Origin of the sequence: Segatella intestinalis (genome assembly GCF_029348455.1) — a bacterium.
GTDB lineage: Bacteria > Bacteroidota > Bacteroidia > Bacteroidales > Bacteroidaceae > Prevotella.
This window is the reverse complement of record NZ_JARJVV010000004.1, coordinates 25746-45909: the sequence shown is the minus strand read 5'-3', so window position 1 is coordinate 45909 and position 20164 is coordinate 25746. Positions and strand designations below refer to the sequence as shown.

Sequence of the window (20164 nt, the reverse complement as noted above, 5' to 3'; positions counted from 1 at the left end):
TTGGAGTGTTGTGTAAAGTGTTGGCGAATTAGCAATCTTAACTAATCCATCTTAAAAAAAAGACAAAGTAGCACATTATATATTTTGCTACTTTGTCTTTATACCTTATATTATATGTAATATTACAACTGAGCCAGCTCTACAACCTTATCTACTGCAGCGCTCAAGCCGTCCTTGTTCTTACCGCCAGCCTGTGCATAGTGAGGCTGACCGCCACCGCCGCCCTGAATCAATTTGGCAGCTTCGCGAATCATCTTACCAGCGTTCAAACCGTGATCCTTCACCATGTCATCGCTGAACATCACGCTGAGCATAGGCTTGTCGTTATATACTGAACCTACCACACAAATCATGTTCTCTGGCAATGCCTCGCGAACCTTGAATACCAAATCCTTGGCAGCTGCTGGCTCCATAGGCAATACGGCTGTGACAACCTTCACACCGTTCACCTCCTTGGCATTCTCTACGAGCTTATCCTTGGCACGCTCCACAGCCTGAGCCTGGAACTTCTCAACGTCCTTCTTCAGGGCATCGTGCTCGTCGATGTACTTTCTGATGACACCCTCAAGATCCTTGGCATTGTTGAACAATCCCTTCAGAGCTACGATGGTATCCTGCAAACCGTAGATGGCCTCCTCGCAAGCCTTGCCTGTCAAAGCCTCGATACGGCGGATGCCAGCTGCTACGCTGCTCTCAGAGATAATCTTGAAGAAACCGATCTTACCGGTGCTCTTGGCATGAATACCACCACAGAACTCAGCAGAAGGACCGAAGCGAACCACACGAACCTTGTCGCCATACTTCTCGCCGAAGAGGGCGATGGCACCCAGTTCCTTAGCCTCCTCGATAGGAGTGTCGCGGTGCTCGTCCAGAGGATAGTCGGCACGTATCATCTCGTTCACCTTGCGCTCTACCTGGCGAAGCTCCTCATCAGTTACCTTCTGGAAGTGAGAGAAGTCGAAACGCAAGGTGTCTTTGTCTACATAAGAACCCTTCTGCTCTACGTGGTCGCCCAGTACCTGCTTCAGACAGTAGTCGAGCAGGTGGGTGGCTGTATGGTTGGCAGCACTGCCCTCACGGCTGTCGATATCAACACAAGCCATGAAGTCGGCTGTCAGGTTCTTTGGCAGTTTCTTCACGATGTGGATGCTCTGGTTGTTCTCGCGCTTGGTGTCGATAATCTCGATGGTCTCGTCCTCGCTGACGAGTACACCCTTGTCGCCAACCTGTCCACCCATCTCACCATAGAATGGAGTGTTGTCGAGTACCAATTCGTAGAAGCTGTTCTTCTTCTGTGTCACCTTGCGGTAGCGCAGGATGTGGCACTCATATTCTGTATAGTCGTAACCCACGAAGTTCTGGTCGCCTTCCTTCAGTACTTCCCAGTCGCCGTTCTCCACGGCAGCGGCATTGCGGGCACGCTCCTTCTGCTTCTTCATCTCCTCGTCGAAACCGGCTGCGTCTACGGTGTAACCATTCTCACGGCAGATAAGCTCTGTCAGGTCAAGAGGGAAACCGTAGGTATCGAAGAGACGGAAAGCGCTCACGCCGTCGAGCTGAGTCTCGCCATGAGCCTTGAGCTCGTCCATATCGCCATTGAGGAGGTTGATACCCTTCTCCAGTGTGCGGAGGAATGAATCCTCTTCCTCTTTCATCACGCGGGTGATGAGCTCCTGCTGAGCTGGCAACTCTGGGAAGGCAGCACCCATCTGCTCTACCAATACATTGACGAGCTTGTACATGAATGCCTGTTTCTGGCCGAGGAAGGTGTAAGCGTAACGTACGGCACGGCGCAAGATGCGGCGGATGACGTAACCAGCCTTGGCGTTGCTTGGCAACTGACCGTCGGCGATAGAGAAGGCTACGGCACGCAGGTGGTCGGCGCAGACACGCATGGCGATGTCGATCTTCTCCTGCTCATCCTTACCCTCGCCATTCTCACCGGTAGGAGTAGTGAAACCATACTTCTTGCCAGAGATAGCCTCGATTTCCTTGATGATTGGCTGGAAGATATCTGTATCATAGTTAGAGTGCTTGTCCTGCAACATGCGAACCAGGCGCTCGAAGCCCATACCGGTATCGATGACGTGCATTGGGAGAGGTTCGAGAGAACCGTCTGCCTTGCGGTTGTACTGCATGAACACGATGTTCCAGATCTCGATCACCTGTGGGTTGTCCTTGTTTACCAACTCACGGCCTGGCACCTGAGCCTTCTCCTCTGGAGTACGAGAGTCAACATGGATTTCTGAGCAAGGACCGCAAGGACCCGTATCGCCCATCTCCCAGAAGTTGTCGTGCTTGTTGCCGTTGATGATGTGGTCGGCAGGTACGTGCTTTGCCCAGAAACCTGCAGCCTCGTTGTCGCGCTCCAGACCTTCCTCCTTGCAGCCCTCGAACACGGTAACGTAGAGGTCCTCAGGGTTGAGCTTCAGTATTTCAGTGAGGTATTCCCATGCCATATCGATGGCACCCTCCTTAAAGTAGTCGCCGAAGCTCCAGTTACCGAGCATCTCGAACATGGTGTGGTGATAAGTATCATGACCTACTTCTTCGAGGTCGTTGTGCTTACCGCTAACACGGAGACATTTCTGAGTATCAACACGACGTACATCCTTACCTGGGTCCTTTGTACCGAGGATGATGTCTTTCCACTGGTTCATACCAGCATTTGTAAACATCAGCGTAGGGTCATCCTTGATAACCATAGGTGCTGATGGAACAATTTTGTGGCCTTTGCCTTCGAAGAATTTCTTGAAGGATTCGCGCACTTCATTAGCTGTCATCATATCTATTTTGTATTAATCTTTATTTTTTTCCGAAATTCTTTGCAAAGATAAGAAGAATTGCTTAAATTTGCAAATCAATTAATCATTGTTTGATAAAAAGTTGCAAATTATGGCTCTGAAAACAGATAAAAACGTCAAATTGTACTACTCCATTAAGGAAGTGGCCGAGGAAGTGGGTGTCAACGAGTCTACGCTGAGGTACTGGGAGAAAGAGTTTCCTTTCCTCAAACCCAAGGTCACATCCAACAAGGTTCGTCAGTATACCGAGAAGGACATAGAGCAGGTAAAGGTCATCTATTCGCTCATCAAGGTGAAGGGCCTCAAGATTGCTGCTGCCCGCAAGTATCTGTCACAGAACAGGACTGGCGCTGAGAAATCTTCAGATGTTCTGGAGACGCTCATCAGTGTGCGCGATGAGCTGAAAGAGCTGAAAAAACATCTCGATGCCTTGGTGTAGGGCTTTTACTTCTGAACCCGGCTAAAATTCAACAAATAAAAATATGGTAATAGATTTTGAAAAAATTGCTGAGGCTCATCTCGAGGGCTTCAAGGGAGGAAAAGGAAAGTTGGACACTCGAAACTTCGTGGACGACAAGGTGAAGATCATGTATTCTACACTTCGTCCGGGAGCTACCACAGGACTGCATACCCATGAGGGCAACTGCGAGGTGGTGTTTGTGATAAGCGGAACGGCTACATTCCACTATGATGACAGTGTGGAGGAGGTACGTGCCGGACAGGTACACTACTGCCCCATGAACCATGCCCACTATATGGAGAACCTCACCGACCACGACTTGGTGTATCTTGCCATTGTGCCAGAACATCATTAATCGACCCCCAAAAATGGCAAAAAGAGAATACGTAGAAGCCAACAAGCGTTGGTTAGAAGAGAAGGCTCGCGAGGAAGGCGTACAGGCCTTGCCCCGTGGCATCTATTATAAAGTGCTGAAAGCAGGCAATCCTGATGGTGTCAAACCAGGCCGAAGAAGCATCGTTACGGCACACTATACGGGATGGACCATCAACGGCAAGAAGTTTGATTCCAGCCGTGGTGGAGCTCCTGTAGCATTTCGCCTGTGCGAACTGATAGAAGGATGGATTGTCGCCATGCAACAGATGACGGTAGGCGCCAAGTGGGAAATCTATATACCTGCAGAGATGGGGTATGGCAAGTTCTCACAGCCAGGCATCCCCGGTGGCTCTACCCTTATTTTCGAGATAGAGCTGTTGGGTGTAGCCTGACGTTTGTCTTTTCTTACTTCTTGGTCAGCACATAGTGCTTGGCCATGGCGCCTTCTGGCTCGTTACCGATGGAGTCGGTCATGATGAGACTATGAGCATCTCTTACCTTATAGTAAGAAGTTTCTCCACTCGAAGGACGGATGATTTCTATCACACCGTGCGACAGGAGTTTGTAGATTCCGCTTGCCTCGTCGTGTCCGTCTTTACGGTCAATGTAGTCGGCAGAATACTGGTAGGTGCTGTCTGCATTGAGGGTCAGCACGGTCTTGATGCCAGGACAGTCGGCAGCAGGAAGTGTTCCCTCGTAAGTACCTGCAATAGAGTCGAGTACAAAGTCGTTTGAATCAAGCGAATCTTTTTCTGCATAGCTGAGGCTGTCTTGATCGGTCTCAGGAGCGTTGGTCTTCTTGCTGTTGCAAGATCCAACAGATAGAGCAGCGATAACGGCTGCTGTCAATACCAATTTCTTTTTCATACTTTACTGCTTTTTAATTTAACTTCTCTAACTTCCCCATTTGCAATAGTTGAGTTAGTATAATCACGCAGCAAATATACATGATTATTTTCTTATATGCAAGTTTTTCACCCTACATTTTTGGGAAGTTGGGGAGTTTTTGGGAATGTTGGAGATTTTTTGGGGATGTTGAAGATTTTTTGGGGATGTTGGGGAGTTTTTTTGACCTGTATGGTAGGGTGTGCTGTTTAATTTCATATCCACAAAGGCATTTGTCTTAACTCCCTTAACTCCCTTAACTCCCTTAACTTCTTTAACTCCTCAAACTCCCTTAACTCCTCCAAAAAAATCTCCCTTATTTCCTCTTCTTTTGCGTGTTAGGCAGGAATCCGGCAATGATGCCGAGCAGAGGCAGGAAGGCGCTTACCTGGAAGATGAACTCGATGCTGGTCTTGTCTGCTAACCATCCGAAGAAGGCGGAGCCCAAACCTCCTAAACCAAACATCAGTCCGAAGAAGATGCCGGCAATGAGACCCACCTTGTCGGGCATCAGGTCAGTGGCGTACACCACGATAGACGAGAAAGCCGAGGCAATGATCAATCCCGAAAGGAAGGTGCAGACGAGAGTCCAGAACAGGTTGGCGAAGGGCATGATGAGGGCGAAGGGCGCCGCGCCGAGGATAGAGAACCAGATGACGTACTTGCGCCCAAACTTATCACCCAACATGCCTCCAGCCACAGTACCAATGGCAAAGGCGGCAAGAAAGACGAACAGACACAACTGAGAAGCCTGTACTGAGATGCCAAACTTATCGATCAGGAAGAAGGTGAAGTAGCTCGTGATGCAGGAGGTATAGAAATACTTCGAGAAGATGAGCAGCACGAGGATGAGCAGTGCCCCATATTTTGCCCGCTTCGAGATGTCGTTGTTCAGGGTGACGTTTTTCTGCGGATGCGTCACCACATACACCAACCGGGCCTTGTACCATGCCCCTAATCTGATCATGATAAGGGCGGCGAGCAAGGCGGCAAGGGCAAACCACGAGATGGCGTGCTGTCCGAAAGGCAGGATGATGAGGGCTGCAAGGAGAGGACCTATCGCCGAGCCACCGTTGCCACCTACCTGGAAGATGGACTGTGCCAGACTCTTCCTACCTCCCGATGCCAACTGGGCTACTCGTGATGCAGTGGGGTGGAACACGGATGAGCCTAAACCCACGATGCTCACAGAGAGGAGAATCAGCAGATAATTTTCAGAGAAGGCCAGCATCAGCAGACCGATGAGTGTGAAACACATACCCACGGAGAGGGCATAGGGACGTGGATGCTTGTCGGCATACAGTCCGGTAAAGGGTTGCAGAATCGATGACGCCATCTGAAACATCAGGGTGATGATTCCGATTTGTGCGAACGAGAAGTCGAACTTATCCTTGATGATGGGGTAGATGGAGGGGATGATCGACTGAATCATATCATTCAGAAAGTGGGAAATGCCACAAATGATAAGTATCGAATATACCGTCCCCTCCATCTTTGTGGGGTTTCCTTTTATTTTACTACCTATTGATTTTATATTCATTTCTATATTGGTTTTGAGAACCATTTGACCGCTTTACTTCCAGAACAGTTGGTCGATAAACTCATATCGCTTCTCCATCTGGGCATCGGTCTTTACCACCGTGTTCTCGTCGATCTGTAGCACAGGAGCGATGGCTTTACCGTTGGTGGAAGGCCATTCAGGCAGACCCAGTCCGTTGGGGTTGCCAGTCTTCACAAAGTTGATGTAGTACTGGCTGAAGATGTCGCTTATCATGTAGTCGGCAGGTTGCCAGTCGTAAACACGGTTGGTCGGCAGAGTGCCCATGGCATACTCGATATCGGCAGAGTGTACGGCACCCTTGTCCTGTGGGGCAGGAGCCTCACCCTCCTTGGCGTCTATCACACCACCAGCCAGGGCAGCCACCTTTCCCTTGATGGCCATGGCAGGACGGGGATGACAATAGCGATAACGGTAAACGGGCTGTCCGCTTGTCAGCTTGTGCATGTTGCCCCACTTCCATGTGGAATAGTCGAGGAAGATGTCAGAAGCCAAGTTCACACCCGGTTGCTCCAGCACATCCTTGTCGGCAGTGATGCCGTAAAGACGGAACAACTCATCTATGTTCTTTTCGCCGAAAGTAGCTTTGGCACCAGCCTTCAGGTTCTCCACCGTAGGCTGTTTGCCCATCAGTACAGCCCATGGTGTCATCTCCTGGTTGTTGCCGCCCACGAGCAGAGGCACCTTGGTCTGGTTGCCTTTGGCGAAAGTCTCTTCTGGTTGCTCTACGAAGAAATATCCGTCGATGTTGTACACGGGGCGCGACTTGACGGAAGCCAACTTCAGCAACTCTTCAGCAGGAAGGTTGCGAAGCATGTCGATGTCAGCCTTAGGGGTTTTCTTCTTGCTTGCCTTTCCCTTTGTCTTATCGGTCTTACCGACCATCTGTGCAGCTATATTCTGTGCCATTTCCACACCCTTCTGCTCAGCTTCCTTCAGGGTAAGCACCTTTTTGAATCCCATGACCGAGCCGCTGGAACCCATGGCCTGTGCAAAGAGACCCTGGCAGAGAGGCGAAGCCATCAGGGCACTTACCGACATCGAACCGGCCGATTCGCCAACGATTGTGATGCGGTTGGGGTCGCCTCCGAAGGCCTCGATATTGTCTTTCACCCATTTTATGGCAGCCACCTGGTCCATGAAACCATAGTTGCCCGATCCTTTATAGGTGGTTTCCTTGGAGAGTTGTGGATGCGCGAAGAAACCGAAGATACCCTCGCGATAGTTGGCGGTGATAGAGATGATGCCCTTTCTCGCCATCGCGTCGCCAGCATATCGAGCCTCGCTTCCGCTTCCTGCCATCAGTCCTCCGCCATTGAAATAGATCAATACGGGCAGATGCTCTTTCATCGTCTTGGCAGGAGTCCATATATTAAGGTATAGACAGTCTTCGCTGTTCACCTTGGTTCCGAAGTTCATATCGCCGAAGAGTGGTTCCTGCATCGGATTAGGTCCATACTCTTTAGCCTCGCGCACACCGTCCCAGTGCTTTGCTGGCTGCGGAGCCTTCCATCTGAGGTTGCCCACAGGAGGAGCAGCAAACGGAACACCTTTAAACACCTTGATGCCCGAGAGGTCTTTTCCTTCGAGGATACCCTCGGCCGTCTTTACCTGGGTTTGCGCCATCGTTCCCATCATGGGGAGCAGAAAAGCGAGAGATAAAAATAGTTTCTTCATATAGTTGTTTGGTTTGAAAAATCATTTCACTGCCTCTACCTCGTAGCCAGCCTGCTTGAGGAGGTTGAGCACACCCTTTTCGCCTGGCAGATGACCGGCACCTACGGCAAAGAAGGTTGGTTTGTCGCTCATGATGGCAGGCATTTTTGCCACCCAGTCAGCATTGCGGTTGTCGAACATGATGGCATACTCCTCTTTCGTGTCGTCGCAGCTGTCGTTGCGCTTCTCGCTGATCACCTCTTCTATCTGCTTCATGTTCTGAGCGAAGTAGGCGTCGCTGAGGCGTTGCGTTACCATGTTGTAATATTCCGTGTTGTCGACGAGGCACATCAGGAGTTGCTTCTGGCGCTCGAGAGGAATACTCTTGAAGAGCACCTCTATCTGCTTGTCAACCGTCTCAAGACCGATGACAGGCTCGTGGTTGCGCTTGGCAAACTTCTGGAAGTAGTCGTCGAACGACTGTGTAGGGTCAAAGCCACGGGCATGCTTGAGCGACATGAGCAGGGTGAGCTGTGTGTTGAGAGCCTGCGGTGTGATGTTGCCAAACTTAGCCTCCACGATAGGGTTGCTCATATCGGCACTTGTCAGGTCCTTGAGCAATTTGTTGAGTCGTGTGTACTCTTCTTCGGTAAGCAGGCTCTTGAGTGTCTTGCCGTGAGGGAGCAGCATGGCAACTGCCATTTTCTGTACACTCTCTGGTTTCTTCATATCTTCCATGTCGAGCTCTCCGCATACCTGTTCGGTATTGGTGAGAGCGTCAGGGATACCCTCTATGGCATTGACGAAACTGACGGGTGCCAGATGATAAGTTCCTACGATGTAGGATGGTGACTTAAGGTCTTTGCCCGAAATCTTATACAAGAGTTGGGCGTTGGCGCTTGTAAACATTGATACAAGAGCCAGTGAGATAATCATTAACTTTTTCATTTTCTCTGATTTTTTATCCTTATATTTTTATTCTTCCATCAACTTGCGATAGCGACCCTTCTTGATCTCAGTATCGCCAAGACGGCGAGCCTTGTTGATCTCGTACTCCGAGTAGCTTCCCTCGAAGAAGAAGACCTCACCATTACCCTCGAAGGCAAGGATGTGAGTACAGATACGGTCGAGGAACCAACGGTCGTGACTGATGACAACCGCACATCCCGCAAAGGCCTCCAGACCTTCCTCCAAGGCGCGCAGCGTATTCACGTCGATATCGTTGGTAGGCTCATCGAGAAGCAATACGTTGCCTTCCTGCTTCAGCGCCAAGGCCAACTGCAGGCGGTTGCGCTCACCACCCGAAAGCACACTGCAGAGCTTGCTCTGATCGGTTCCCGAGAAGTTGAATCGCGAGATATAGGCTCGTGCGTTCACATCACGTCCGCCAAGACGCAAGGTCTCGTTGCCCTGCGAGATGACTTCGTAAACCGTCTTCTGAGGATCGATGTCCTTGTGCTGCTGGTCCACATAGGCAAGCTTCACGGTCTCACCCACCTCGAAGTTGCCGCCGTCGGCCTGCTCCAGTCCCATGATGAGGCGGAAGAGGGTAGTCTTTCCGGCTCCGTTAGGACCGATGACACCCACGATGCCGTTAGGAGGAAGCATGAAGTTGAGGTCATTGAAGAGCACCTTCTCTCCGAAAGCCTTCTTTACGTGCTGAGCCTCGATCACCTTGTTGCCTAAGCGAGGACCGTTAGGGATGAAGATCTCCAGTTTCTCCTCGCGTTCCTTCTGCTCCTGGTTGAGCATCTGCTCATAGGAGTTCAGACGGGCCTTACCCTTAGCCTGTCGGGCCTTAGGTGCCATGCGTACCCATTCCAACTCGCGCTCCAACGTCTTGCGGCGCTTAGAGGCAGTTTTCTCTTCCTGTATCATTCGCTTGGTCTTTTGGTCGAGCCAAGACGAGTAGTTGCCCTTCCATGGGATTCCCTCGCCACGGTCGAGTTCCAATATCCACTCGCTCACATCGTCGAGGAAGTATCGGTCGTGAGTGACGGCGATGACTGTTCCCTCATATTGCTGCAGGTGCTGCTCCAACCAGTCGATACTCTCAGCATCCAAGTGGTTGGTAGGCTCATCGAGCAGGAGGACATCAGGCTTCTGCAGCAGCAGACGGCAGAGAGCCACACGACGGCGCTCACCACCCGAGAGGTTGGTTACGGGCCAGTCGCCGGGAGGGCAGTGCAGTGCATCCATCGCACGCTCCAGCTTAGAGTCGATGTTCCAGGCGTCGGTAGCATCAATGATGTCCTGCACCTCGGCCTGTCGCTGCATCAGCTTGTCCATCTTGTCGGGATCGCCATAGTATTCCTCGAGTCCGAATTTATTGTTAATATCTTCGTATTCAGCGAGTGCATCGTATATTTTCTGCACACCCTCCATCACGTTCTCCTTCACGGTCTTGTTCTCGTCGAGCGGAGGATCCTGAGGCAAGTAGCCCACAGAGTAGCCTGGGCTCCAAACCACCTCACCTTGGGTAGGTTGCTCAAGTCCTGCGATGATTTTCATCAACGTAGATTTACCGGCACCATTCAAACCGATGATACCGATCTTTGCTCCGTAGAAGAACGATAGGTAGATGTTCTTCAGAATTTGTTTCTGATTTTGTGGGATAATCTTGGATACTCCCACCATAGAGAAGATAATCTTCTTGTCGTCAACTGTTGCCATGTTTATTATATAATGTATTAATCTTTTCTGTCTGCTTGCAAAAATACAAATAAAAAGTCAATTTTCGCAAGAAAGTAACGTTGAAATGGCAAATAAAGAGAAAAAATGTGCTTGTCGGGTAAAAAAGTGGCAGATGGAAGTTGTTTTCCCGTAATTTTTGTTTATATTTGGCAGCAAATTACAAACAAAAAAATACAATTATGGATGCAACTTATATGGAATTGGTGGTAAGGCTGACGTTGGCTATGGTCTTGGGCGGAGCGATAGGTATAGAGCGTGAGTATCGTGCCAAGGAGGCAGGCTTTCGCACCCATTTCCTGGTAGCCTTGGGAAGTGCCCTCTTCTGTGTGGTGTCGCAATATGGTTTTGGTGTCGACCTGAAAGACTCTTCCCGTGTCGCAGCCCAGGTGGTGTCGGGCATCGGCTTCTTAGGTGCAGGAACCATCATCTTCCAGAAGAATGTGGTGAGAGGACTCACCACCGCTGCCGGCTTATGGGTGACAGCAGCCATAGGTCTGGCTTGCGGAACGGGCATGTTTGTCGCCGCCGTCATCACGACCGCGATGGTGCTCCTGGGACTTGAGGTGCTCAACTATCTGATACCACAGTTGGGAACCACCACAATCGAGTTGTCCTTTTCGGCTCCCTCGATAGATAGTGTGAAGCAGCTCATCAAGAGTCTGAAACAAGACAATGTAGAGGTCCATTCTTATGAGTTGAAAGACCGTCGCACGTCCAAGGGCGAGTTTTTGGAGGTGAGCATGGAACTGAAGGCGAAACGCGGTTTCCATACCCTTTGTATGCTCGACTATATGAATGATTTCTCTGATGTCACGATTTCCACGATGGAGTAGGGTCGTGAGGGGGAACAATTATTTACACTTTCTCATGATTTCTCCAGCCTTTTCCTTATCGCTGTCAAAACTGAACAGTTTATAGATGTCGGTCGCATTCTGAGGATCAACGATGTGGGGCGCCATCATGGAGAGCGCTTTCAGCCGTTCGTCGTCAAAGGTGAAAATCTTCATCAGTCTGACAGCCTGTGAGCAGGAGTAGTAGCATCCTAAGCTGGCGACCTCTATCAGGTCGAACTTGTTGTCATCGAACGATGCCTTCTTCACTTTATTATATAGTATGGAGAAGCTTTGGTTGCTGAGACTGTAGCCATAGCGTGTTCCCTCTTCGGGACAGAATGCCGGACCGAGAGTTGGTGGGGTAGGACGTTCCGGACAAACCGTAACCGTTGGTTTGCGGTTGTTGTCATCGTCAATTCTTGTACTGTAGTTGATCACTTTCTCGTTTCTGTCTTTAGCCGAAGCCGAGAGGCATAAGGCAAAGAGCATCAGGCTGGTGGCGATAATTGCCATTACTTCATTTCTCTTCATTGTCTTTACTGTTTTTGAAGGTTGGTGTTTATTACACTTCTCTAACTTCCCTTTTTTTGAAAGTAGAGCTCTTATCTTTTATAGAGTCAGTGCAAAGTTACTCCTTTCCATTGTTTAAACATGGGGATAATTCCCTAATAGTAAAAGGAAAATCCCTACAAAGTACCAAAACTGTACTTCGATGTTTCGTTTTTTTTACTTATCTTCTTGCATAGAAGCAAAAAAAAACTTACCTTTACCGCCACTTAGGGCGACATAACTATGTGTTGAGTCAATCGGCAAATAAATAAGTGTCTCTAAGGTCTTGGAAAACGGATGATTTTTTGTCTTGTAGCATAGTGAACTATGGTTCAAGATAATACTAAAAAACGAAAACTATGCGATTACCTGAATATATAATAAAGATGTTACGGAAAAAGTCGGGGAATGATTTGTATTTGCCGTCTGACTGTGAATTCCTCTCGCTTGATATAGAGAGTAATTTAGGAATCCATATTGGTGCTACAACTCTAAAGCGCCTTTTAGGATTTGCAAATGATGAGCGTACTCCTCATGCCAGCACCCTTGAAGTGTTGGCAAAATATCTTGGGTATGCTCATTGGGAAGATGCTGTAAATCAAGAGGAAAAATATAGTTCGGGTTTTGATACTCCTGAGGACGAAATACGTGCGGCTAATCTGACTGTAGGTGATCGGGTAGATATAACTTATTCGCCTGACCGGCATGTAGTTTTTGAGTATGTGGGAGATGATTATTTTGTTGTGGTAGAGCGAGAGGGAAACAAATTGGAACTTGGTGATCGTTTGCAAATCCAGAATTTTATCCTGCATCATCCTTTTTATGCAAGGAATGTTTATCGGGGAGATGAATGTCTGGGTCCCTATTCTGCTGCCGTTGTCTCAGGAATAGATACGTTAAAGCTGATAGAGAAATGATGGATTATTCTTGTTTTTCTGATAAACATCAGTCTTGTTTGGCGGAACCCTTGCCCGTTTCAGGCTTTATATGTGAGGCTTACCGTGTAAAGATATACGGCAAACTTCATTTCTTGAAAAAACTGAAAAAAGAGCACGAGGACAATATCCTTTTTCGGGAGGCCTTACGGAAAGAATTTGAAATAGGTTTTCGATTAGAGCATCCCAATATTGTAAGGTATGTCTCTTTTCATAATGATGAAATCTTAATGGAGTATGTAGATGGAGAGGACTTGTTGGCTTTCTTGAAAAATCATCCTACATACTTTGAAGATGCAGAACATTTCGATAAGTTTGTTGGTCAATTATTAAGTGCTTTGCAATATCTTCATGACAATCAGGTCCTTCATCTCGATTTGAAACCAGAGAACATCATGTTGACTCGCATTGGTTATGATGTAAAGGTGGTAGATTTGGGCTGCTGTTATTCCGATACTTTTGTTGATTCTACTGGATATACTACGCAGTATGCTGCACCAGAACAGCTTGCTGGTAGGAAGGTGGATGTTAGAACAGATATTTATGCTGTAGGCAAATTATTGGAATTGTTGCCACATCCTCCTGTATATAATAAGGTGATAAAAAGGTGTTTGAATAAAAATCCTCAAGACCGTTATCCGAGCATTGCAGATTTAAAGGCAGCTTTGGCAACAAAGAAGATAGTAAGAAAAAATATGATGTGGGTTGCATCTATAACCGTTGTGGTATTTTCCTTTCTATTGCTTTCTTTCGTGTTCAAGTTCTCTTCAGTGCCGAATCCGGCAATAAAAAACGCGTCAGTTCAGGAGGAGGCTGATACAATTAAACATCTCATCCAGAATCCGCAGAAATCAAAGAATCCAACTGCAAATCCCATTGTTGTACAGAATTCTCGTCCGGCAGTTTCGACTGTCCGGCAGAATGCAAAAAGTCAAAATTGGCAAAAGGAGATGGATGCCTCATTGGATAAAGCTTATAGACAGACAATAAGTTCTTTTTGCGATTCCATTTTTCCTTCACCGACGGTAGGTTTGGCTTGGAAGGCCAAGAGTACAGAATTTCATCATCAGGTTATAAAGATAACCTCAGACTTTCATGCAAAGTATCCCGAAGTGGAGGAATCATTGCTCTTTGCTTATGCAGAGAATAATTTTCAGAGTGTAGTAGGATATGTGTTTGGTAAGATGCAGGATAATGGTAAAAAGGCGAATCCTTAAAGCGAAAAAATGGAAATGGAAGAAATGGTCGGAGTTCCTTTCTTCCATTTTCATTTTTATTTTGTACCTTTGCCCTCGATGAAAAAAACTATATAGCCCACGTCGTATAAGCTATGGGACTTATTTTGGAATAAAATTAAAAAAAAGTTTCAGAAAAGTTTGGTAGTGTGGATAGTTTTCTATATATTTGCGGTATGTTAAACAATTAAATTGTAGAATATGACATAAACAAATAAAGACATATAGGAAAATGAAGCGTTAGCTTTTTGTTCTTGCTTTCTGAAAATCGCCAAATTTAGAAGAAGCCACAAGAGTAAAAGTTATACGCTCACGTCTGCAATACGGCGTGGGCTTTTACTCGTATTATGTGGCTTATGGTGTTTGGCGATACCTCAGGAGGCGTAGACGAAGTGAATGGTCCACGCCTTTTTCTGTCTATACCTTTTTGACCTTATGACCTAACAATCGTTTACTATAGTAGGTTCTGTGAATAATTATGTTAAACAATTAAATTCGTAAATTATGAAAATCGGAAAATTAGTATCTGGCATTTTATCAATGATTTCGTTTTTTATGACCACATTTTGGTCATGTGCTTTAGGTTTTGCAAACGCAATTAGAAATACAAGCTTTAAGCTGAAAAAATCCCAAAGAATTCTGGATTTTCGTATGGCTTTTACTTTCTGTGTCGTCTTTTTGGCAGTAGATGGTGTTTATGCTTTGAACGAAATGTCCAATGGCTCTTCTTTAAATAAAATAGCAGAGACTGTAAAAGGTTGCAATATGATAGGAGACTTCCATGAGGGGCGTGCCTGGTTTTGTAAAAACGAAAAGTATGGCTTCATAGATAAAATGGGTAATGTGATAGTACCTGCAAAATATGACCAAGTAGCCGATTTTAAGGAAGAAAGAGCTTGGGTGGCTTATAGAAATGATGAGGGGCGGTTGAAGTGTGGTTACATTGATTTAGATGGGAAAGAAGTTGTTCCCATTAAATATCAAGTACCTTTTGGTGAAGGAGAAACGCCGACAGATTTCTCGGAAGGTTTGGCTGCTTTGCCATTGCGTACAGATGAGTATGACTCACCAGTATATGGCTATATTGACAAGATGGGTAACGAGGTTATTCCTGCAAAGTTTAGCATAGCTGGTGAATTTAAGAATGGTATTGCCTTAGTTGATTTGGAAAATTATATTGATAAAACCGGCAAAGTACTGACTGGTAATGAACTTGAATTCCAAGACAAAATAGTTATATTTTCACAAGACGAAAAGATGGGATTAAAGCATTTGAATGGCAAGGTTGTTGTACCATGCAATTATGATGTCATACAGAATTTCTCAGATGGAATGGCTGCCGTATGCAAAGGACACCTGTGGGGATATGTAGATCCTTTAGGAACCTTTGTCATACCATGCTCATATCATTCGAGTAGTTATTACGATAATGGAGTTATGGATGATTGGGGAGAGTATGGAGCTCCTGATGAGGCGAATGATTTCCATGAGGGACTTGTTATGGTGATGAGAAATAGAATGGCAGGTTTTTTAAATAAACAGGGGGAAACCGCAATTCCTTTTATTTATAAAAGAGCTAAAGACTTTTCTGAAGGGTTAGCTGCTGTTAAAACTGCCTGGAAATGGGGCTTTGTTGATAAAGAGGGCAATAATGTAATTCCTTGCCAATATGATACTGTTGCTTCCTTTAAAGAAGGATTGGTGGCTGCAGTCAAAAATGGAAAATGTGGATATATAAATGCAAATGGGCAGGAAGTTGTTCCCTTTATTTTTGACAAACCTGCAGAATTTGAACCGTTACATGATTTTTGTGAAGGACTTGCTGTCATTAAAAAAAATGGTGTTTATGGCTACGTAGATAAAGAAGGCAAAAGTACATTTGACGTTGCAGCAAATAAAACTCAACAAAATTCTACTAAAAATGGTGTGATTGCTGACTATGATGAAGGAACGATATACCAAGGTGTATATGTTTTTGATGCCGTTCTTACTGATGCGCTTTTAAACAAGTCAAACGCTACGTTTACCATTACGATTAATGGAAACAATGTTTCCGTGCCCGATAATGTTCAAACAATGAGAGGATATATTTATAGATATGACTTAAATATTAGTGTTGGCTATGAACATCCTAATGGTATTCATTATGTCTCTTTGCAAATAAAACCTAATGACAGAGAAGGAACAGAATGGGTCGGTTCTTACCAAGTTCCTGGAACTTGTTACGATGTTGTTTTGAAATTGAGAGAATGCAAGCAGCAAGGTAGTGTGTTTGAGGTTACAAAAGAGGGGAAAACTGAAGAACTCTAAGATATTTTGATAATAGTTTTGTTGTTTGTACAATAAATCACTTAATTTTAAAAAACATGAAAAAAGTTTTGTATGTTTTCGTTGCTATCATAGGTATGTTGGCAATAACATCTTGCGTGGACAGACAGCAGTGTGTTGGTAATTGGGTAAGCGATAGTGTTACCGATGAAGGTTTCACAGGAAAATTTTATCTTGATTTGCGTGAAAACGGAACTGCTACTTTGAACATAAAAGGAAGTGGAGCAGTAGAGGAAGAAGGGATGAACATCAAGGTAGGTGTTAGCGCTAAGATAAATGGAAAATGGGATGTATCAATGGGATTTATGGATTTGGAGCTTGATCCTGATAAGGTGAAGTGTTCTATAGATAATATAAGCACGGGTAATAAAAGTATTGACGCCTTGATCCAATTGTTTTTGAACGATCCTGAAGCCAAGAAACAAATGGTGGAAGAATTTAAAAGAGAGTTGAATGTTAATGATTTCAATGGTTCTCTTGAAGTCGAATTTGATGGTGACAATGTTATGAAACTGACAGGAAATGATGGAGTGGTACTGACGTTTCATAAAGTATAAAAAATAGAATGCTTTTCTGAAAAAATGGAAATGGAAGAAATGGTCGGAAACCTTTCTTCTGTTTCCATTTTAATTTTGTACCTTTGCCCTCAATGAAAAAAAATATATAGCCCACGTCGTATAAGCTATAGGACTTATTTTGGAATAAAATTAAAAAAAAGTTTCAGAAAAGTTTGGTAGTGTGGATGGTTTTCTATATATTTGCGGTATGTTAAACAATTAAATTGTAAAATATGACATAAACAAATAAAGACATATAGGAAAATGAAGCGTTAGCTTTTTGTTCTTGCTTCCTGAAAATCGCCAAATTTAAAAGAAGCCACAAAGAGTAAAGGTTAGACGCTCACGCCTGCAATACGGCGTGGGCTTTTACTCGTATTATGTGGCTTATGGTGTTTGGCGATACCTCAGGAGGCGTAGACGAAGTAAATGGTCCACGCCTTTTTCTGTCTATACTTTTCGACCTTTAGGACCTTAATAGTTTTATTATAATTTAAGTGTATATGTTTTACAAAAATCAAATTGAAAAAATAATGTCTGAGGCGGGGTTTTCTGATTCAGATCGTGCATTGTTTGGGCGAGTAGTTGAAATCTACGTATTTAATGGTAAAGGTGAGAAAGCTTTAGGTGATGAAAGATTGAAAGTTTTGCTATCAAAAATAGAAAAGCAGGGCCTTTATGAGGAATTGAAGAATTTGCTCAGTCGTAAAATTGATACTTCTCCAAAGGATCCTATTACGGGAGAGGAGGTTTCTTTGGTTCATTAAATACTATTTGTAATAAATACCCAGAGAGGTCTAATATTCAACTTTATATTATAAGTGTTATAGAATATTATTTCTGAAAAAGCGAAGCTTTTATTATATAATGCTTCTATGAAATAGTTCGTTAATCATTAATTAAAAAAAGTAGTGTAAAAATATGGCATTTTGTAAAAATTGTGGAAACAAGTTGGAAGATGGAACTAAGTTCTGTCCTAAGTGTGGAAATCCTACAGGTGGTTCATGGTCAAATGAAAATGTTAATGATACAGTCTGGAATATAGCATTTACTGCCCCTATTGACGAGAAAATTAAGTTAGAAATAATAAAAGTTCTGATGAATGATCTTGGAATGGATAAAAGCTATGCAGAAGAGCGTGTTAAATTTGCCCCTTGTATTGTGGCAGAAGGTTTAAAACATGATGTCGTGGAAACCATCGCTCATAAGTTGCAAGCATTGGGAGTTTCTGTCAGCATTAATAGTTATGCTGTAACAAATATGTCTAATTCACAATCTGTAAACCAAGAACAAGCTGTGAATCAATTTGAGCCAGATACCGAAAAATCAGGCAAGTTAGGCTGTTGGTCAAAAATTCTTTATGCTATTGGGGTACTTATTTTTCTTGGATACTTAGCTGAAAAATGTGGAGGCGATGATACAAACGTGGATGAGGGAAATGCTTCACAAGCTACTGAGCAAGTTGTGAGTGACGAAGGTCAAGAGGAGACGGATAAGGTTGCCAAGGCTGGATATGATGATGGCTATAATTGTGCATTTACTAATTCGGAGGATATGGAGTATCATGAAGGAGAAAATGAAGAGTCTGTGAGAACCTCCTATTATATTAAGGGCTTTAACACAAAGAATGATAAATACTATAAAATTTATCGTGAAAATTTTTGGAAGGGATATAAAGATGGTGTAAAAGCTCGATGAGATCATTTGAAAAAGTGAATTTACTTTAAATGTAGCAATAGCCTTGGTTAGTTATTTCCTGCTCTTGGCGTTAGCTAACTTTGGCTATAGCTACGTACTATAGTTGTTCAAATAACTTTAGTACACAGCTATAGCCATAAAATACCTTAAAGTGAGACTATTCGTTTTTTGAATATGTCGAATTGCTTGGCTTTTGGACTTTTTGAACATAGCTTATTTTTTTCAAGAACACTTTTTTTATCGGACTCGTATATGAATTATATTTTAAAATTTGAAGGAAATACAATAAATTATTTGGATCATGACATTCTTGTCTTATTAAATGCAATTAGTAATGTTGACAAGCAGTATTTATCATATGCCGAATATAATGCAAATGCAGAAGATAGAAAAGATCAGATAGATCAACTGGAACGTGTTTTTGCATATGAACTTTATTATCAATGGTCTTTGCTTAAAGATGACAACATGGTTCTAAATGGTGAAATTGGGAAAATATTGAATGATAAGTATTGGTATCCTGATATGGTACTACATGGCGGACAAGGTGACCCTGAAAATAATAGGGTTGTAGTCGAAATAAAGCGTGAATGCATGGTCAAAGGGAATTATAAAGTAATTCTTGAAGATTTCAAAAAACTATCAAGTTTTTTGAAATCTGAAGAAAAGAGTTCGCAAGACGACTGTAAATTTAGAAATTACAAAAATGCAGTTTTTATTCTATTAAAAGGGAAAAATGAGAAAATTTCCGATATGTTAAAAGCGAAAAAAGTTTCGCAAGACGAAATTAATGGTAATATTATCTGTTTAACGTATAATGGAGAAGAAATAGAAATTTCGAGATTATCTTATTTGATGTAATATTATCGTTGTCCATTGTTTTGCAGGGATTATCTGCAATTTCGTAGGATATTTGCTGCTTTTTCCTTGTCACTATCGAAGGTGAATATGCGGTAGATATCTGTTGCATTCTGCAAATCTACTATGCGGGGAGCCATCATGCTGAGGACTTTCGTCTTGCTATCGTCAAAAGAGAAAATCTTCATGATGCGAACGACCTGGGCACAGGAATAATAGCATCCGAGACTTGCTACTTCAATCAAGTCGAACTTGTTGTCATCAAAGCTTGCCTTCTTCACCTTATTATATAGTTTGGAGAAGGAAGCATCATCGAGACAATAGCCGTAATCCATTCTGCCATCTGGATCACATCTTCCATCGTAGATGGGTGGGGTAGGGTGTTGTGGCTGCTGTACATTCGATGTTTGGCTGTTTGGTTCTATGATTCTTGTATCGTACTGCACAACCTTTCCGTTTCTGTCGAAGAATACCGTGATGTACTTGGAATCTCCAAACAGATTATTATATTTAGCATATTCCCATTTGTCCCCATACATGTCGAAACTGGTGAGTTTCGGTTCTCCCAAGATGGCAATCACTTCTTGTTTGGTCATTCCGCGCTCTACGTTTCTCTTTCCTTTAGCCGATGCTGACATACATACGGCAAACATCAATATTGTTGTGGCAATCAGTGCCATCAGTTCATTTCTTTTCATAATCGTTACTGTTTTTGAAGGTTGCTAATCATTTACTGAAA

The 20164-nt window shown here is 44.3% G+C and carries 19 protein-coding genes; 11 read left to right on the top strand and 8 right to left on the bottom strand.

Translation table 11 applies throughout. The annotated features are described in order from the left end of the window. Positions 1-122: 122 nt before the first annotated feature. Positions 123-2786: an alanine--tRNA ligase gene (alaS, locus tag P3T48_RS03315; RefSeq protein WP_276505639.1), complete on the bottom strand. Its 2664-nt coding sequence runs from the start codon at positions 2784-2786 to the stop codon at positions 123-125. A 109-nt stretch (positions 2787-2895) separates the two neighbouring features. On the opposite strand from alaS, the gene P3T48_RS03310 reads away from it, so the two are divergent. The 3 genes from P3T48_RS03310 to bamJ are packed head-to-tail and all read left to right on the top strand — an operon-like array spanning position 2896 to position 4031. Beyond that, positions 2896-3243 carry a MerR family transcriptional regulator gene (locus P3T48_RS03310; protein WP_158463544.1) on the top strand — a complete coding sequence of 116 codons (348 nt, stop codon included), beginning with the start codon at positions 2896-2898 and terminating at the stop codon, positions 3241-3243. A 43-nt stretch (positions 3244-3286) separates the two neighbouring features. Beyond that, positions 3287-3619, top strand: coding sequence for a cupin domain-containing protein (locus tag P3T48_RS03305; protein ID WP_022251276.1), 333 nt, complete (start codon positions 3287-3289; stop codon positions 3617-3619). A 13-nt stretch (positions 3620-3632) separates the two neighbouring features. Further along, positions 3633-4031: a BamJ family beta-barrel-assembly machinery protein gene (bamJ, locus tag P3T48_RS03300; protein ID WP_276505638.1), complete on the top strand. Its 399-nt coding sequence runs from the start codon at positions 3633-3635 to the stop codon at positions 4029-4031. Positions 4032-4044: 13 nt separating this feature from the next. On the opposite strand, the gene P3T48_RS03295 is transcribed toward bamJ, so the two are convergent. From P3T48_RS03295 to ettA, 5 genes are all read right to left on the bottom strand, one after another. Beyond that, a complete protein-coding gene (locus P3T48_RS03295; RefSeq protein WP_276505637.1) occupies positions 4045-4506 on the bottom strand; it encodes a copper resistance protein NlpE in 462 nt (153 codons plus the stop codon). Between the two features lie 334 nt (positions 4507-4840). Then, positions 4841-6064, bottom strand: coding sequence for an MFS transporter (locus tag P3T48_RS03290; protein ID WP_276505636.1), 1224 nt, complete (start codon positions 6062-6064; stop codon positions 4841-4843). Positions 6065-6097: 33 nt separating this feature from the next. Further along, positions 6098-7759, bottom strand: coding sequence for a carboxylesterase/lipase family protein (locus tag P3T48_RS03285; protein ID WP_276505635.1), 1662 nt, complete (start codon positions 7757-7759; stop codon positions 6098-6100). A gap of 21 nt (positions 7760-7780) precedes the next feature. Beyond that, positions 7781-8686: a TraB/GumN family protein gene (locus P3T48_RS03280; RefSeq protein ID WP_276505634.1), complete on the bottom strand. Its 906-nt coding sequence runs from the start codon at positions 8684-8686 to the stop codon at positions 7781-7783. A 27-nt stretch (positions 8687-8713) separates the two neighbouring features. Then, the gene (gene ettA / locus P3T48_RS03275) at positions 8714-10411 is read right to left on the bottom strand and encodes an energy-dependent translational throttle protein EttA (protein ID WP_158463550.1); all 1698 of its coding nucleotides are present in this window, start codon (positions 10409-10411) and stop codon (positions 8714-8716) included. 200 nt (positions 10412-10611) lie between these two features. Here ettA and P3T48_RS03270 point away from each other — a divergent pair, with 200 nt between their 5' ends. Beyond that, positions 10612-11265 carry an MgtC/SapB family protein gene (locus P3T48_RS03270; protein WP_276505633.1) on the top strand — a complete coding sequence of 218 codons (654 nt, stop codon included), beginning with the start codon at positions 10612-10614 and terminating at the stop codon, positions 11263-11265. A gap of 18 nt (positions 11266-11283) precedes the next feature. Here P3T48_RS03270 and P3T48_RS03265 read toward each other — a convergent pair whose 3' ends face one another. Further along, entirely contained in the window at positions 11284-11796 is a 513-nt protein-coding gene (locus P3T48_RS03265) for a proline and serine-rich protein 1 family protein (protein WP_217758340.1), read from the bottom strand. A gap of 404 nt (positions 11797-12200) precedes the next feature. On the opposite strand from P3T48_RS03265, the gene P3T48_RS03260 reads away from it, so the two are divergent. The 7 genes from P3T48_RS03260 to P3T48_RS03230 all read left to right on the top strand — a co-directional run bounded on the left by P3T48_RS03260 (position 12201) and on the right by P3T48_RS03230 (position 19428). Continuing rightward, a complete protein-coding gene (locus tag P3T48_RS03260) occupies positions 12201-12731 on the top strand; it encodes a hypothetical protein (protein ID WP_276505632.1) in 531 nt (176 codons plus the stop codon). Further along, positions 12728-13966 carry a protein kinase domain-containing protein gene (locus P3T48_RS03255; protein WP_276505631.1) on the top strand — a complete coding sequence of 413 codons (1239 nt, stop codon included), beginning with the start codon at positions 12728-12730 and terminating at the stop codon, positions 13964-13966. The genes P3T48_RS03260 and P3T48_RS03255 overlap by 4 nt, the downstream gene beginning before the upstream one ends. A gap of 522 nt (positions 13967-14488) precedes the next feature. Continuing rightward, a complete protein-coding gene (locus tag P3T48_RS03250) occupies positions 14489-16294 on the top strand; it encodes a WG repeat-containing protein (RefSeq protein WP_276505630.1) in 1806 nt (601 codons plus the stop codon). 56 nt (positions 16295-16350) lie between these two features. Further along, on the top strand, positions 16351-16869 hold the full coding sequence (locus P3T48_RS03245; protein ID WP_276505629.1) for a hypothetical protein: 519 nt from the start codon (positions 16351-16353) through the stop codon (positions 16867-16869). Between the two features lie 503 nt (positions 16870-17372). Beyond that, entirely contained in the window at positions 17373-17636 is a 264-nt protein-coding gene (locus P3T48_RS03240; RefSeq protein WP_276505628.1) for a hypothetical protein, read from the top strand. 154 nt (positions 17637-17790) lie between these two features. Further along, on the top strand, positions 17791-18567 hold the full coding sequence (locus P3T48_RS03235; RefSeq protein ID WP_276505627.1) for a zinc-ribbon domain-containing protein: 777 nt from the start codon (positions 17791-17793) through the stop codon (positions 18565-18567). A 252-nt stretch (positions 18568-18819) separates the two neighbouring features. Then, a complete protein-coding gene (locus P3T48_RS03230) occupies positions 18820-19428 on the top strand; it encodes a hypothetical protein (protein WP_276505626.1) in 609 nt (202 codons plus the stop codon). Between the two features lie 29 nt (positions 19429-19457). On the opposite strand, the gene P3T48_RS03225 is transcribed toward P3T48_RS03230, so the two are convergent. After that, a complete protein-coding gene (locus tag P3T48_RS03225) occupies positions 19458-20123 on the bottom strand; it encodes a DUF4476 domain-containing protein (RefSeq protein WP_276505625.1) in 666 nt (221 codons plus the stop codon). Positions 20124-20164 lie beyond the last annotated feature (41 nt).

Bases quoted from the DNA above. Each gene is read 5' to 3' on its own strand.
- alaS (WP_276505639.1), bottom strand. From the start codon at position 2,786: ATGATGACAGCTAATGAAGTGCGCGAATCCTTCAAGAAATTCTTCGAA.
- P3T48_RS03310 (WP_158463544.1), top strand. From the start codon at position 2,896: ATGGCTCTGAAAACAGATAAAAACGTCAAATTGTACTACTCCATTAAG.
- P3T48_RS03305 (WP_022251276.1), top strand. From the start codon at position 3,287: ATGGTAATAGATTTTGAAAAAATTGCTGAGGCTCATCTCGAGGGCTTC.
- bamJ (WP_276505638.1), top strand. From the start codon at position 3,633: ATGGCAAAAAGAGAATACGTAGAAGCCAACAAGCGTTGGTTAGAAGAG.
- P3T48_RS03295 (WP_276505637.1), bottom strand. From the start codon at position 4,506: ATGAAAAAGAAATTGGTATTGACAGCAGCCGTTATCGCTGCTCTATCT.
- P3T48_RS03290 (WP_276505636.1), bottom strand. From the start codon at position 6,064: ATGAATATAAAATCAATAGGTAGTAAAATAAAAGGAAACCCCACAAAG.
- P3T48_RS03285 (WP_276505635.1), bottom strand. From the start codon at position 7,759: ATGAAGAAACTATTTTTATCTCTCGCTTTTCTGCTCCCCATGATGGGA.
- P3T48_RS03280 (WP_276505634.1), bottom strand. From the start codon at position 8,686: ATGAAAAAGTTAATGATTATCTCACTGGCTCTTGTATCAATGTTTACA.
- ettA (WP_158463550.1), bottom strand. From the start codon at position 10,411: ATGGCAACAGTTGACGACAAGAAGATTATCTTCTCTATGGTGGGAGTA.
- P3T48_RS03270 (WP_276505633.1), top strand. From the start codon at position 10,612: ATGGATGCAACTTATATGGAATTGGTGGTAAGGCTGACGTTGGCTATG.
- P3T48_RS03265 (WP_217758340.1), bottom strand. From the start codon at position 11,796: ATGAAGAGAAATGAAGTAATGGCAATTATCGCCACCAGCCTGATGCTC.
- P3T48_RS03260 (WP_276505632.1), top strand. From the start codon at position 12,201: ATGTTACGGAAAAAGTCGGGGAATGATTTGTATTTGCCGTCTGACTGT.
- P3T48_RS03255 (WP_276505631.1), top strand. From the start codon at position 12,728: ATGATGGATTATTCTTGTTTTTCTGATAAACATCAGTCTTGTTTGGCG.
- P3T48_RS03250 (WP_276505630.1), top strand. From the start codon at position 14,489: ATGAAAATCGGAAAATTAGTATCTGGCATTTTATCAATGATTTCGTTT.
- P3T48_RS03245 (WP_276505629.1), top strand. From the start codon at position 16,351: ATGAAAAAAGTTTTGTATGTTTTCGTTGCTATCATAGGTATGTTGGCA.
- P3T48_RS03240 (WP_276505628.1), top strand. From the start codon at position 17,373: ATGTTTTACAAAAATCAAATTGAAAAAATAATGTCTGAGGCGGGGTTT.
- P3T48_RS03235 (WP_276505627.1), top strand. From the start codon at position 17,791: ATGGCATTTTGTAAAAATTGTGGAAACAAGTTGGAAGATGGAACTAAG.
- P3T48_RS03230 (WP_276505626.1), top strand. From the start codon at position 18,820: ATGAATTATATTTTAAAATTTGAAGGAAATACAATAAATTATTTGGAT.
- P3T48_RS03225 (WP_276505625.1), bottom strand. From the start codon at position 20,123: ATGAAAAGAAATGAACTGATGGCACTGATTGCCACAACAATATTGATG.